Source organism: Micromonospora sp. NPDC005707 (assembly GCF_040631005.1).
In the GTDB taxonomy this organism is placed as follows: domain Bacteria; phylum Actinomycetota; class Actinomycetes; order Mycobacteriales; family Micromonosporaceae; genus Micromonospora.
On the sequence record NZ_JBEXYR010000006.1, the window covers coordinates 117,135 to 131,020 of the forward strand.

A 13,886-nucleotide genomic window follows, 5' to 3' on the forward strand; every position below is an offset into this window, starting at 1 on the left:
ACCCCCGCAAGGACCGGACGGAAGAGGATGACCGTGACAGACGTCGTACCCGTGCCCGTGCGGCAGCTCGACCCGGAACTGCCGCTGCCGGCGTACGCCCATCCCGGCGACGCGGGCGCGGACCTGGTGGCCGCCGCGGACGTGGAGCTGCCGCCCGGCGGGCGGGCCCTGGTGCCGACGGGCGTGGCCGTCGCCCTCCCGGAGGGGTACGTCGGCCTGGTGCACCCCCGATCGGGGCTGGCGGCCAGGCTCGGCGTGACGGTGCTCAACGCGCCCGGTACGGTCGACGCCGGCTACCGGGGTGAGATCCTGGTCAACCTGATCAATCATGATCGGGAGACGCCGGCGAAGATCAGCCGGGGCGACCGGATCGCGCAGCTCGTGGTCCAGCGGGTCGCCCGGGCCGAGTTCCAGCCGGTGGTCGAGCTGCCCGCGTCCCGGCGCGGGACGGGCGGGCACGGCTCCACCGGCGGACATGCCGGGCTGGTCCCGGCTCCGGCGGGCGGGCGGACGGAAGAGGTGGCAGGGTGAGTGCGAACAGCGGAGGGTGGGCGCAGTGATCTTCTCCCGTAAGCGGGCCGAGGGCGCGCGGCACGCGCGTGACGAGCGGGACACCGGGGTCCTCGACGCCGGCGAGACCGCGCAGCCGCCGGCCCGCGGCCCCTACGACCTGGCCGAGGCGCCCGACGTGCCGCGGCTCGACCTGGGCAGCCTGCACATCCCGGCGGTGCCCGAGGTCGAGGTGCGGGTGCAGGCCGACCCCCAGGGTGTGATCCAGCAGGTGGTGCTGGTGCACGGCGACAACGCCCTCCAGCTCGGCGTCTTCGCGGCGCCCCGCTCCGAGGGCATCTGGGACGAGGTGCGCGAGGAGATCCGGCAGTCGCTGTTCAACGACGGCGCCGCCGCCCAGGAGGTCGAGGGGGAGTACGGCACCGAGCTGCGCGCGCGGGTCCGCACCCCGGACGGCATCACCGACCTGCGCTTCGTCGGCATCGACGGGCCGCGCTGGATGGTGCGCGGGGTCTACCAGGGCGAGGCGGCCACCAATCCCGCCGCCGCCGGCCCTCTCGCGGCCTGCCTGGACGGCCTGGCCGTCGACCGGGGCCAGGAGGCCAAGCCGGTCCGCGAGCCGCTGCCGCTGCGCCTGCCCCGCGAGGTGGCCGAGCAGCAGGCCGAGCAGGAGGGCGCGCCGCAGCAGCGTGAGGCCTGAGCCCTCGCGCCGCGGCAGCGCGAGGCTGAGGCCTGAGCCCTCGCGCCGCGGCAGCGCGGTCTGAGCAACGCGATCCGGGCCCGGTCGAGTCGGCGTGACGCCGGCGACACCGGGCCCGTCGCGCGTCCGGCCACCGCAGCCGGTACGCCCCGACGCCAGTCCCGCCGGTGGCCCGGATCGGCGTACGCTGGCGGGACGGTTCCGCACCTGCGGGGCCGGCGCCGGCGCGGCCGGCCGATCCAGGGAGCCGGCGCGGGCCGGCCGGGGTGGAGAGGTGACGCGGAGGTCATGACGACCGACGAGAGCCGGGTGTCGCTGCGGCGGCTCCTGCAACGGCTCACCGCGAGCGAGGCCGAGATCGAGGCGCAGGAGCTGCGCCGGGAGAGCGCCGAGTCCGGCGGCATGCCGGCCCACCAGTGCATGCGCGGCCAGGTGGTCTCGGTGGCTGGCCGGCTGCGCACCGTGGTCTACACGCCCCGGACCAACCTGCCCACGCTGGAGGCCGACCTCTACGACGGCAGCGACGTGGTCACCCTGGTCTGGCTGGGCCGGCGGCACATCGCCGGCATCGAGCCGGGCCGGCACCTGACCGCCCGCGGCCGCGTGGCCGTACGGGACGACCGCAAGGTGATCTACAACCCGTACTACGAGCTGGAGTCGCCGAAGTGACGACCGGACAGCACACCGAGCCGGAGCTCGGGCCGGAGGACGAGCGGCTGCCCAGCATGGCCGAGCAGATGGCCGACCAGCTCGGCGGCTGGCGGGGCCTGGTCGAGTCGAGCATCCCCGTGGTGGTCTTCGTGATCGCCAACGTGGTGGGCGACCTGCGACCCGCGGTGATCGCCTCGGTGGCGGTGGCCCTGCTGATCGCCGGGCTGCGGCTGGCCCAGCGCCGGCCGGTGCGGCACGCCGTCAACGGCCTGTTCGGCATCGCCGTCGGCGCGGCCATCGCCTGGCGCACCGGCGACGAGCGCGACTTCTACCTGCCCGGCATCCTCTACGGCATCGGCTACGGCCTGGCCCTGCTGCTCTCGGCGGCGATCCGGCAGCCGCTGGTCGGCTGGATCTGGTCGGTGCTGGTGGCCAAGGGCCGCTCCGAGTGGCGGGACGACCCGAAGCTGGTGCGCACCTTCACCCAGCTCACCGTGCTCTGGGGCGTGGTGTGGCTGGCCAAGGTGGGCGTGCAGGCCGGGCTCTACCTGGCCCACCAGGACACCGCGCTGGGCGTGGCCCGGCTCGCCCTGGGCTACCCCCCGTACGCGCTGCTGCTGCTGATCACCGTCTGGGTGGTGCGCCGGGTGACCCGGGAGCCCGCGCCGGAACCGCTGCCGGGGGCCTGAGCCCCTCAGGCGGCGTCGGTCAGGTCCGCTCCCGCTTGCGGTCGACGCTGTCCGGGCCGAGGATCACCGCCCGGACCTCGTCCTCCACTGCCGCCGTGCACACGAAGATCAGCTCGTCGCCGGCCTCGATGGGGTCGTCCGGGCTGGGCACCAGCACCCGCTTACCGCGCAGGATCGCCACCAGCGCCGCGTCCCGGGGGAGCGGCACCGCGTGGAGGGGCTGCCCGACGTAGGGCGCCGTGGGCGGCAGGGTGATCTCGACCAGGTTCGCCTCGCCCTGGCGGAACGTCATGAGCCGGACCAGGTCGCCGACGGTGACCGCCTCCTCGACCAGCGCGGCCATCACCCGCGGTTTGCTCACCGCGACGTCGACGCCCCACTGCTCGGTGAAGAGCCACTCGTTCTCGGCCCGGTTGACCCGGGCCACCACGCGGGGCACCGCGAACTCGGTCTTGGCCAGCAGCGACACCACCAGGTTGACCTTGTCGTCGCCGGTGGCGGCCACCACCACCTCGCAGCCGGCCACGTTGGCCTCCTCAAGGCTGGCCAGCTCGCAGGCGTCGGCGAGCACCCAGTCGGCGGCCGGCACCCGGTCGGGGCGGAGCATCTTGGGCTGCCGCTCGATCAGCATCACCTGGTGGCCGTTGTCGATCAGCTCCTGGGCGATCGACCGGCCCACGTTGCCCGCGCCGGCGATGGCGATGCGCATGGTCACTGACCCCCTTCGGGCGGCGCCGCCGCCACCGAGGTGACCGAGGCGGTGATGTCGTCGGTCACCAGCATGAAGACCTGGTCGCCCTCCTGCACCACGGTGGAGGCCGTGGGCAGCGTGCCGATCCCGAACCGGATCAGGTAGGCCACCCGGGCTCCGGCGGCCTCCTCGAGGTGCCGCAGCGACCGGCCGATCCAGTCCTTGTGCACCGGCACCTCGATGATCGACACCGTGCTGGTCGGGTCCCGGAACATCTCGACGTTGCCCTCGGGGACCAGGTGGCGCAGCATCCGTTCGGCCGTCCACCGCACGGTCGCCACGGTGGGGATCCCGAGGCGCTCGTAGACCTGGGCGCGGCGCTGGTCGTAGATGCGCGCGGCCACCCGGGACACGCCGAAGGTCTCCCGGGCCAGCCGGGCCGAGATGATGTTGGAGTTGTCGCCGCTGGAGACCGCGGCGAACGCGTCGGCGCGCTCGATGCCGGCCTGCCGCAGCACCTCGCCGTCGAAGCCGGCGCCGGTGACCGTGATGCCGGCGAAGTCCGGCCCGAGACGGCGGAACGCGTCCGCGTCCTGGTCGATCACCGCCACCGAGTGCCCCCGGGACTCCAGGCTCTGGGCCAGGGTCGACCCGACCCGGCCGCAGCCCATGATCACGACATGCACGGTGTCCGCTCCTCCCACGGTGCCGCACGCTGGCCCGTCGACTGCGAGCCTGCCACGTCCCCGCGCCCGGCGGGGGACCGACCGTACCGCGCGGTCGAACGCGGGGCGATCAGGCACCCCACCGCCCGAGACGGGGTGGTCGTACTCTTGGCGGTTGTGGCCCGACCCACCTCGCTGCTGAAGCGACTCCTCCTCGGTCGACCGTTCCGGTCCGACCGTCTCCAACACACCCTCCTGCCGAAGCGCATCGCGCTGCCGGTCTTCGCCTCCGACGCGCTCTCCAGCGTCGCCTACGCCCCGGACGAGATCCTGCTGACGCTCTCCATCGCGGGCGCGTCCGCCTTCTTCTTCTCGCCGTGGATCGCGCTCGCGGTCGTCGTGGTGATGCTGACCGTGGTGGCCAGCTACCGGCAGAACGTGCACGCCTACCCCTCGGGCGGCGGCGACTACGAGGTGGCGACGGTCAACCTGGGGCCGCGTGCCGGGCTCGCGGTGGCCAGCGCGCTGCTGGTCGACTACGTGCTCACCGTGGCGGTGTCCGTCTCCTCGGGCGTGGCGAACCTGGGCTCGGTGGTGCCGTTCGTGGCCACCCACAAGGTGCTCATCGCGGTCAGCGCGGTGGTGCTGCTCACCGCCATGAACCTGCGCGGCCTGCGCGAGTCGGGCACCGCGTTCGCCATCCCCACCTACGGCTTCGTGATCGTCATCGGCGGCATGCTGCTGACCGGGCTGGTCCGGATCTTCATCCTCGGCCAGGACCTGCGGGCGCCGAGCGCCGGATTGGAGATCCACGCCGAGCACAGCGTGACCGGCTTCGCCCTGATCTTCCTGTTGCTGCGCACCTTCTCCTCCGGCTGCGCGGCGCTCACCGGCGTCGAGGCGATCTCCAACGGCGTGCCGGCGTTCAAGACGCCGAAGTCGAAGAACGCGGCGACCACCCTGCTGCTGCTCGGCACCATCGCGGTCAGCATGCTGGTCGGCATCATCTGGCTGGCCAAGCTGACCGGCCTCCAGTTCGTCGAGGACCCGGCGCAGATCGTCTCCGGGCCGGACGGCTACGTGCAGAAAACCGTCACCGCGCAGCTCGGCGAGACCGTCTTCGGTAACGGCTCGGTGCTGCTCTACGTGGTGGCCGGGATGACCGCGCTGATCCTGTTCCTGGCCGCCAACACCGCCTTCAATGGCTTTCCGGTGCTCGGCTCGATCCTGGCCCAGGACCGCTACCTGCCCCGCCAGCTGCACACCCGGGGCGACCGGCTGGCCTTCTCCAACGGGATCATCTTCCTGGCCGTCGCCGCCGTGGTGCTGATCATCGGCTTCCAGGCCGAGGTGACCCGGCTCATCCAGCTCTACATCGTCGGGGTGTTCGTCTCGTTCACCCTCTCCCAGCTCGGCATGATCCGGCACTGGAACCGGCACCTGCGCACCGAGCGGGACCCGGAGGCGCGCGCCCGGATGGTCCGCTCCCGCGCCATCAACGCGTTCGGCATGGCGATGACCGGCGTGGTGCTGGTCATCGTGCTGCTCACCAAGTTCCTGCTCGGCGCCTGGATCGCCATCGCCGCCATGGCGATGATCTACCTGGTGATGCTGGCCATCCGCCGGCACTACGACCGGATCGCCGCCGAGCTGGAGCCGACCGAGCAGCGGGCCGTGCTGCCCGCCCGCAACCACGCCATCGTGCTGGTCAGCAAGCTGCACCAGCCGACCCTGCGGGCCATCGCGTACGCGCGGGCGACCCGGCCGGACACGCTCACCGCGGTGACCGTCAACGTGGACGACAAGGACACCCGGGACCTCCAGGCCGACTGGGAGCGGCGCGAGCTGCCGGTGCCGCTCACCGTGATCGACTCCCCGTACCGGGAGATCACCCGGCCGATCCTCAACTTCGTCGCGTCGACCCGCCGGGAGTCGCCCCGCGACGTGGTCACCGTCTTCATCCCCGAGTACGTGGTGGGCCGCTGGTGGGAGAACCTGCTGCACAACCAGAGCGCGCTGCGGCTCAAGGGCCGGCTGCTCTTCGAGCCGGGCGTGATGGTCACCAGCGTGCCCTGGCAGCTCGCCTCGACCGCCAGCAAGAACCTGGACCGGCTGGACGCCACGCTCACCCGTGGCCCGGCGCGCGGCCCCCGCGTGGCCCCGCGCAGCACCCTCCCGCCCAGCGTCCCGCCGGTGGTCTCCGCGCCGCCCGGCGAGAGCGGTGCGGGGGAGCGCCCGTGACCGCGCCGGCCGGCGCCGGGCTGGAGGAGGCGCAGCGGGTCGAGCTGACCGTGGACGCGGTCGCCCCGGGCGGACACTGCGTGGCCCGGGTCGACGGCCAGGTGGTCTTCGTCCGGCACGCGCTGCCCGGCGAGCGGGTGGTGGTCGAGGTGACCGAGCTGCACCGGGGCTTCGCCCGCGCCGACGCCGTCGAGGTCCTGGCCCCGTCGGCGGACCGGGTCGAACAACCCTGCCCGTACGCGAAGCCGGGCCGGTGCGGCGGCTGCGACCTCCAGCACGTCACCCCGGCCGCCCAGCTCGACTGGAAGCTCGCCGTGGTGCGCGAGCAGCTCACCCGGCTGGGCGGGCTCACCGACGACCAGGTCGACGCGCTGGGCGTCCGGGTCGAGGCGCTGCCCGGCGGGCCGCTCGGCTGGCGCTCGCGGGTCCGCTACGCGGTCGACGCGGCCGGCCGGGCCGGGCTGCTCAAGCACCGCTCGCACGAGGTGGTGCCGATCGACCGCTGCCTGATCGCCCACCCGGCCATCCGGGAGTTGCCGGTGCTCACCCCGAGCGGGGCGAGCTGGCCGGACGCCGACGCCGTCGAGACGGTCGCCTCCACCGGCGGCGACGTCAGCGTCGTCGCGTACGCCGACGGGGTCCCCACCCCGGTGAGCGGCCCGGCCGACGTGCGCGAGGTGGCCGCCGGCCGGGACTGGACGCTGCCCGCCTCCGGCTTCTGGCAGGTGCACCCGGCCGCCGCCGACACCCTGGTCGGGGCGGTGCTCGACCTGCTCGACCCGCGCCCCGGCGAGACCGCCTGGGACCTCTACGGCGGCGCCGGGCTGTTCGCCGCGGCGCTCGCCGGCCGGGTCGGCGACGCCCGGGTCACCCTCGTCGAGTCGAGCCGGAGCGGGGTGGACGCGGCCCGGGCCAACCTGGCCGACCTGCCCCGGGTCGAGGTGGTCGCCGCCCGGGTGGAGACCGCGCTGGCCCGCCGCCGGGTCACCGGCCCGGTCGACCTCGTGGTGCTCGACCCGCCGCGCTCCGGCGCGGGCGCCCCGGTGGTGCGGGACATCGTCGCCGCCGGCCCGCGCGCGGTGGCGTACGTGGCCTGCGACCCGGCGGCCTTCGCCCGGGACGTGCGCACCTTCACGGGGGCGGGCTGGCGGCTCGCGGCGCTGCGCGGCTTCGACCTGTTCCCGATGACCCAGCACGTCGAGCTGGTCGGCCTGTTCCTGCCGCCCCAGTCGTGACTAGCCTGGCCCGATGAAGATCGTCGGGCTGATGTCGGGGACCTCGTACGACGGGGTGGACGTGGTGGCGGCCGAGTTCACCCGGGACGGGGACACGCTGCGGCTGCGACCGCTCGGGCACCGCAGCCTGGACTACCCGGACGACCTGCGGGCCGAGATCGGCGCGCTGCTGCCCCCGGCGGCCACCACCATCGAGGCGGTCTGCCGGCTGGACAACCGGCTCGGCGAGGTCTTCGCCGAGGCGGCGGCGGCCGGCGTCGAGCTGGCCGGTGGCACGGCCGACGCGGTGGTCTCGCCCGGGCAGACCGTCTTCCACTGGGTGGAGGCGGGCCGGGTGCGGGGCACCCTCCAGCTCGGCGCGCCGGCCCGGGTGGCCGCCCGGGTGGGCGTACCCGTGTTGCACGACCTGCGGTCGGCGGACGTGGCCGCCGGCGGCCAGGGCGCGCCGCTGGTCCCGGCCTTCGACGCGCTGCTGCTCGACGCGGCCGGCGGGCCGCGGGCGGCGCTGGGCCCGGACGGCGGCGGGCCGCGGGCGGCGCTCGGCCGGGACGGCGGCGCGCCGCGGGCGGCGCTGGGCCCGGACGGCAGCGGGCCGCGGGCGGCGCTCAATCTGGGCGGCATCGCGAACCTCACCGTGGTCGCCCCCGGGGCGCCGGTCCTCGGGTACGACGTGGGCCCGGCCAACGCCCTCCTGGACGCCGCGGCCCGGCGCTTCCTGGACCGTCCCTGTGACACCGACGGTGCGCGGGCGGCGGCCGGCCGGGTGCACGACGGGCTGCTGGCGCTGCTGCTGGCCGAGCCCTACTACGCCGCGCCCCCGCCCAAGTCGACCGGCAAGGAGCTGTTCCACGGCGGCTACCTGGACGACCGCCTCGCCGCCCTGGGCGAGCCGGTGGCCGCCGACGACGTGCTCGCCACGCTCACCGAGCTGACCGCCCGGACCGTCGCCGACGCCTGCGACCGGCACGGCGTGACCGAGGTCATCGCCGCCGGCGGGGGAGTGCGCAATCCCACACTCCGGGGCCGGCTCGCCGCCCTCGGGGAGGGACGCTGGCGGCTGCGCACCACCGACGAGCTGGGGGTGCCGGCCCAGGCCAAGGAGGCGTACGCGTTCGCCCTGCTGGGGTGGCTCTCCTGGCACGGGCTGCCCGGAGCCATCCCCTCGGTCACCGGGGCCTCCCGGGCCGCCGTGCTGGGCTCCTGGACCCCCTCCGGCCCGGCGTGGGCGGCCACCCCGCCGGTTCCGCCGCTCCGGCTGGTCGTCACCCCCTGATCCGGGGCCTGACCTGGGAAGATCCACGGCCGGGCTGCGGGCTGTCGGGTGGCCGATAGACTCTTCGGTCATGAGTGTTGAAGAGGGCACGGCCAACCACGGTCGGCTGCTGGGCACCGTCCGCGGCCCGCAGGACGTGAAGCGGATGACGGCCGAGCAGCTGGACATCCTCGCCGCCGAGATCCGGGACTTCCTGATCGCCAAGGTTTCCCGCACCGGCGGGCACGTCGGCCCCAACCTGGGCGTGGTCGAGCTGACCCTGGCCATGCACCGGGTCTTCGACTCGCCGCGCGACCGCCTCCTGTTCGACACGGGCCACCAGGCGTACGTACACAAGATCGTCACCGGCCGGCAGGACGGCTTCGACAAGCTCCGCCAGCGCGGTGGCCTCTCCGGCTACCCGAGCCAGGCCGAGAGCGAGCACGACCTCATCGAGAACTCGCACGCCTCCACCGCCCTGTCCTACGCCGACGGGCTCGCCAAGGCGTACGCGCTGCGCGGCGAGAAGCGCAGCGTCGTCGCCGTGGTCGGCGACGGCGCCCTCACCGGCGGCATGTGCTGGGAGGCGCTGAACAACATCGCCACCGCCGGCAACCCGCTCGTGATCGTCGTCAACGACAACGGCCGGTCCTACTCGCCGACCATCGGCGGCCTCGCCGACCACCTGTCATCGCTGCGGCTCAACCCGAGCTACGAGAAGGTGCTCGACACCGTCAAGGACGCCCTCGGCTCGACCCCGCTGGTCGGCAGGCCGATGTACGAGGTGCTGCACGCGGTCAAGAAGGGCATCAAGGACGCGGTCGCCCCGCAGGCCATGTTCGAGGACCTGGGCATCAAGTACGTCGGCCCGGTCGACGGCCACGACGTCCCCGCCATCGAGTCGGCGCTGCGCGCCGCCAAGAACTTCGGTGGCCCGGTGATAGTGCACGCGGTCACCCGCAAGGGCTACGGCTACCGCGCCGCCGAGGAGGACGAGGCGGACCGCCTGCACGGCCCGGGCGGCGCGTTCGACATCGAGACCGGCAAGCTGCTCGCCGCGCCGTCGGTGAAGTGGACCCACGTCTTCGCCGACGAGCTGGTCACCATCGCCGACGAGCGCCCCGACGTGGTCGGCATCACCGCCGCCATGGCCGAGCCCACCGGCATCGCCACCCTGGCCCGCAAGTACCCCAACCGGGTGTACGACGTGGGCATCGCCGAGCAGCACGCCGCCACCTCGGCGGCCGGCCTGGCCCTGGGCGGCCTGCACCCGGTGGTCGCCGTCTACGCCACCTTCCTCAACCGTGCCTTCGACCAGGTCCTGCTCGACGTGGCCATGCACAAGCTGCCGGTCACCTTCGTGCTCGACCGCGCCGGCATCACCGGCCCCGACGGGCCCAGCCACTACGGCATCTGGGACATGTCGGTGTTCGGCGTGGTGCCCGGCCTGCGCGTCGCCGCGCCCCGCGACTCGGCCACCCTCCGCGAGGAGCTGCGCGAGGCGATCGCCGTGGACGACGGCCCGACCATCCTGCGCTTCCCGACCGGCACCGTGGCCGCCGACCTGCCGGCCGTGCGCCGGGTCGGCCCCGTCGACGTGCTGGCCGAGTCGGCGCGCACCGACGTGCTGCTGGTCGCGGTCGGCTCCTTCGCCGGCCTCGGCATGGAGGTCGCCACCCGGGTCGCCGAGCAGGGCTACGGCGTGACCGTGGTCGACCCGCGCTGGGTGCGTCCGGTGCCGGCCGAGCTCGTCGAGCTGGCCGCCGGGCACCGGCTCGTCGTCACCGTCGAGGACGGCGTCCGGGTCGGTGGCGTGGGTTCCGCGCTCGCGCAGGCCATGCGGGACGCCGACGTCCAGGTGCCGGTGAAGGACCTCGGCGTGCCGGCGGACTGGCACCCGCACGGGACCCGGGCGCAGATCCTGGCCGACCTGGGGCTGACGGCTCAGGACGTGGCGCGCAACGTCACCGGGTGGATCTCGGGGCTGGACGCGCAGTCCGTCGAGCCGGCCGCCGACGAGGCCACCGCGAAGAACTGACCCCAGCTACGTCGAAACGGGCGGTCCTGCCACGCGCGGGGCCGCCCGTTCGGCGTCGAGGGCTGCAGCGACTCCCGCAGCATCTCTTCAAAGCCAGTAATGTCGATACATGGATCTGCGCACGGGCACACCGATGGACGTGCGAGAAGCGACCCTCGCCGATCTGGACGGAATCATCGACGTGCACACTCAGGCACGTCTGGCCTATTACGGAGCCGGCGGACTGGCCTCCGGGTCCATCGTGAATCCGACGTTGGCGCAGGAGCAGCGAGTCGGATGGACGGCGGCGATCGAATCACCCCGTAAGAGGGTCCTGTGCGCTGTCGTCGAAGGCCGCATCGTGGGTATCGCCGCCATGGGTCCTCCCCTGTCCGACGAGGCGGATGCCGACGGGGTCGGCCAGCTGTACCAGATTCACGTCGTCCCGGGCAGGTGGGGAGAGGGCATCGGCAGCAGGTTGCACGGGCTCTTCGTGCGATACCTGGAGGACGCTTCCCTGTCGACCGGGCTCCTCGAAGTCTGGGAGCGGAACAGCCGCGCGCGAGCGTTCTACACCAGACATGGTTGGAAGCCGGACGGGGAATTTCGGGCGGGCCCGGACAACTCCAGGTACATCTGCATGCGGCTCGAATTGATGCCCCTTCCTGCGCCGGCCGCTACTCCGCACGCGGGGAAGGTTGGGCCAGACGAGGGGTTGGCCGGGGCGTAATTTCGCGCCATGCATTCGCACCGGCGCTTCGAGAACCCTCCAGCCTTACCCCACGAGGTCGTAGTCGAGATGTTGGAGCGGGCCCTGCGCGATCGCTCCCAGGAGGGCGAGGCGGCGAGCGTGCTGGTAGGCATCGCGTTGAACGACGAGGACCAAGCGTTCGTGGAGTACTGCTGCGTGGAGGTCGGGACGCGGGCCATCGCGGGCAGTCCCCTCCTCGGACTGGCCGGCCTGTGCCTGGGACATACCGCCCGGCGCTTCGGGTGTCTCAGTGATGAGGCACTGGCCTTGGCGGAATCCTTGGCGATGCGTGCAGAGGTGGATTCGTCGGACGTCGACGGTCGTGCGCTGGACGGCCTTGACGACATCCGCAGTTTCCTGCGCCGCGCCCGGAGAGATCTTGGACGGAAACGGCCCCTATAGGGGCCACTTCGTACCAAGATCTCCAGCGGTCCCTCGGCGGGACGTCAGGGGGCGGTTGGTTCGCACTCCGCCGTGAACGTGTCGAAGGCGACCGTTACCGTGCCGTCGGCGTTGAGGGTTGTGTGGTTCGTGATCCGGAGGGAGGCGTCGTTGCCCCGTCCGGGACCCACGATCTTGAACACCAGTTGCTGCGTGGACGTGATCGGCAGGCCGCCGGAGCCCTGGTTGTAGACGAAGAGGTTGACCCGGGTGCTCACGTACCGGTCCCCGGTCGTCGCGCCGATGCCGTGCACGTTCGACTGGGTCTCGACGATGTGCACGTGGAACCCGCCGGTCCCGTCGACCGTCACGTGGTAGACCTCGGAGATCGTGCCGTCGAAGTCGACGACCTCGCCGAGGCCGCCGTTGGCGCAGGGCAGGACGACCGAGAGGTCCAGCGGGGCCCGGAGGATCCGGGTGGTGGTGTCCGCGGCGTACGCGGGCGTCGGCCCGGCCACGAGCACGAGCGACGGCGCGAGCAGCGCCACCGCCGAGGCGAGTCGCGCCGTTCCGGTGGACCTGATCCTGTGCATGGCGACCGTCCTTCCGGGACGCCCCGGCCGCGACCGACCGGGATCACCCCGGAATCTGCTCCCGCTGGGTGAGGGTGTCAATACGGTGCGCGTACGGCGGCGGGTCGGTACTTCGGCTCGTCGTCACACGCCGGCAGCGAGCCGCGTCGACGGCGGAGACCGGGCTCAGCGCCCGCCCACCGACCGGTACCAGGTCTTCTCGGTGCCCGCCAGGCTGAACGTCTGCTTCCGCTCCGGCTGCTCCACGACCACCAGGCCCGGCCGGTCCACCAGCCGGGTCGTCCCCGGCGGCGCGGCGAACGAGGCGCCCTGCGTCCGCCAGGTCAGCACCGCGAGCGGCTGCCCCGGCACGGGCAGGTAGTAGGCCTGCAACGTGGTGGACCGGTCGGCAGGGGACACGACCGGCGTGCCGCCGCCCGCCGGCCGGTAGACCACCGCCGTCATCGTCCCGGTGGCGCTCTCCCAGGTGAGCTGCTCCAGCTCACCCGGCTCGCCACCGCCGAGGGTCACCGACCCGAGCGACCGCACGCCGATCTTCGCCATCGGCCACGACTCCGGCGCCGACCGGGGCGCCTGCCGGTCGCCGATCCGCCGCGGCACGCTCCCGAACGGCCCCCGCTCGCCGGCCAGCACGCAGGTGTCCAGCCCGGTCAGCGCCCGCTTCCCGGAGCCGGTCTCGTCCCGCACCAGCGGATAGCGGGGCGCCGCGGTCGCCGTACCCAGGTCGAGGACGCGGTCCGCGGCCCGGCCGCGCGGCAGTGAGCGGGTGGGCCGCAGCGTCGCGGTCACCGCCACGGCCTGGCAGGGCGGCACGGCGACCGGCTCGGTGATGCCGTCGGCCGCGGGCAGCGCCGTGCCGTCGGGGCCGAGCAGCCGTTCCACCCGGGCGGAGGTGAGGTAGCGGCGGCCGGTGGGCTGCTGGACGGGCAGCACGTCCGAGTAGACCAGGTAGCCGGGCTCGGTGTACTCGGTGGCGTGGGCGACCCGCCAGCGCTGCCCGTCGCGGTCGAGTTGCAGCAGCCAGGAGGCGGCCTCGCCGGGCACGTCGGCGGCGACCAGGGCGAGCGGCGACCCGGCGACCTCGCCGGAGTAGAGGATGCCCGAGGACGAGAGGTGGGCGCGGTCGTCGACGGGGGAGCGCCAGTCGCGTACGGCATCGGTGATCCCGGCGGTCGCGGCGGCGTCGCGGGCCAGGCTGCCCCGCGCCGGCCAGACCTTCAGGGTGCCGTCCAGGCTGTCGTAGCCGACCGGCAGCGCCGCGGGCTGCCGCCCGGCGACCGGGCCGCAGCCGGTCACCAGCAGGGCCAGCAGCGCGGTGGCCGTCGTGCCGCGTCGGCGGGCTGAAGCCACCCTGTACGCCCCCTGTATCCCATCGCAGGTCGTGTCCGGAAGCCCACATGGTACGAGACGGCCCGTCGCCCGGCCGCGCAGACCTCACCCTTTCGGCCGATGACCATTGAGGACGGTGCGACGTGCGATTCGTACGCCATTCTCCCGCTCCGGTAGACTC

Annotated in this window: 14 protein-coding genes; 10 read left to right on the plus strand and 4 right to left on the minus strand. The window is 73.7% G+C overall.

The genetic code is table 11. The features are described from left to right. The first annotated feature begins 33 nt into the window (after positions 1 to 33). The 4 genes from dut to ABZ452_RS13495 all read left to right on the plus strand — a co-directional run bounded on the left by dut (position 34) and on the right by ABZ452_RS13495 (position 2,550). Complete coding sequence (dut, locus tag ABZ452_RS13480; RefSeq protein WP_254331564.1) at positions 34 to 531, plus strand: dUTP diphosphatase; 498 nt, start codon at positions 34 to 36, stop codon at positions 529 to 531. A 25-nt stretch (positions 532 to 556) separates the two neighbouring features. Further along, positions 557 to 1,210 (plus strand): DUF3710 domain-containing protein, encoded by a 654-nt coding sequence (locus ABZ452_RS13485; protein WP_357942214.1) that lies wholly within the window; start codon positions 557 to 559, stop codon positions 1,208 to 1,210. 288 nt (positions 1,211 to 1,498) lie between these two features. Beyond that, positions 1,499 to 1,879 carry an OB-fold nucleic acid binding domain-containing protein gene (locus ABZ452_RS13490; protein ID WP_313722389.1) on the plus strand — a complete coding sequence of 127 codons (381 nt, stop codon included), beginning with the start codon at positions 1,499 to 1,501 and terminating at the stop codon, positions 1,877 to 1,879. A 56-nt stretch (positions 1,880 to 1,935) separates the two neighbouring features. After that, positions 1,936 to 2,550, plus strand: coding sequence for a DUF3159 domain-containing protein (locus ABZ452_RS13495; RefSeq protein WP_357942812.1), 615 nt, complete (start codon positions 1,936 to 1,938; stop codon positions 2,548 to 2,550). Between the two features lie 19 nt (positions 2,551 to 2,569). Here ABZ452_RS13495 and ABZ452_RS13500 read toward each other — a convergent pair whose 3' ends face one another. Both ABZ452_RS13500 and ABZ452_RS13505 read right to left on the minus strand, forming a co-directional pair. Beyond that, complete coding sequence (locus ABZ452_RS13500; RefSeq protein ID WP_357942814.1) at positions 2,570 to 3,259, minus strand: TrkA family potassium uptake protein; 690 nt, start codon at positions 3,257 to 3,259, stop codon at positions 2,570 to 2,572. A 2-nt stretch (positions 3,260 to 3,261) separates the two neighbouring features. Then, positions 3,262 to 3,927 (minus strand): TrkA family potassium uptake protein, encoded by a 666-nt coding sequence (locus tag ABZ452_RS13505; protein ID WP_357942217.1) that lies wholly within the window; start codon positions 3,925 to 3,927, stop codon positions 3,262 to 3,264. A 156-nt stretch (positions 3,928 to 4,083) separates the two neighbouring features. On the opposite strand from ABZ452_RS13505, the gene ABZ452_RS13510 reads away from it, so the two are divergent. From ABZ452_RS13510 to ABZ452_RS13535, 6 genes are all read left to right on the plus strand, one after another. Beyond that, positions 4,084 to 6,147, plus strand: a complete 2,064-nt coding sequence (locus tag ABZ452_RS13510) for an APC family permease (RefSeq protein ID WP_357942219.1) — start codon at positions 4,084 to 4,086, stop codon at positions 6,145 to 6,147. Further along, positions 6,144 to 7,382: a TRAM domain-containing protein gene (locus tag ABZ452_RS13515; RefSeq protein WP_357942221.1), complete on the plus strand. Its 1,239-nt coding sequence runs from the start codon at positions 6,144 to 6,146 to the stop codon at positions 7,380 to 7,382. The genes ABZ452_RS13510 and ABZ452_RS13515 overlap by 4 nt, the downstream gene beginning before the upstream one ends. A 13-nt stretch (positions 7,383 to 7,395) precedes the next feature. Beyond that, positions 7,396 to 8,655, plus strand: a complete 1,260-nt coding sequence (locus tag ABZ452_RS13520; RefSeq protein WP_357942223.1) for an anhydro-N-acetylmuramic acid kinase — start codon at positions 7,396 to 7,398, stop codon at positions 8,653 to 8,655. 70 nt (positions 8,656 to 8,725) lie between these two features. Continuing rightward, a complete protein-coding gene (gene dxs, locus ABZ452_RS13525) occupies positions 8,726 to 10,672 on the plus strand; it encodes a 1-deoxy-D-xylulose-5-phosphate synthase (RefSeq protein ID WP_357942225.1) in 1,947 nt (648 codons plus the stop codon). Positions 10,673 to 10,781: 109 nt separating this feature from the next. Further along, on the plus strand, positions 10,782 to 11,381 hold the full coding sequence (locus ABZ452_RS13530; RefSeq protein WP_357942227.1) for a GNAT family N-acetyltransferase: 600 nt from the start codon (positions 10,782 to 10,784) through the stop codon (positions 11,379 to 11,381). Between the two features lie 69 nt (positions 11,382 to 11,450). Next, entirely contained in the window at positions 11,451 to 11,804 is a 354-nt protein-coding gene (locus ABZ452_RS13535) for a hypothetical protein (protein ID WP_357942229.1), read from the plus strand. A gap of 44 nt (positions 11,805 to 11,848) precedes the next feature. Here the strand turns inward: ABZ452_RS13535 and ABZ452_RS13540 are convergent, their stop codons facing one another. Further along, a complete protein-coding gene (locus ABZ452_RS13540) occupies positions 11,849 to 12,376 on the minus strand; it encodes a hypothetical protein (protein WP_357942231.1) in 528 nt (175 codons plus the stop codon). Positions 12,377 to 12,541: 165 nt separating this feature from the next. Continuing rightward, positions 12,542 to 13,726: a hypothetical protein gene (locus tag ABZ452_RS13545; protein ID WP_357942233.1), complete on the minus strand. Its 1,185-nt coding sequence runs from the start codon at positions 13,724 to 13,726 to the stop codon at positions 12,542 to 12,544. Positions 13,727 to 13,886: the final 160 nt, after the last annotated feature.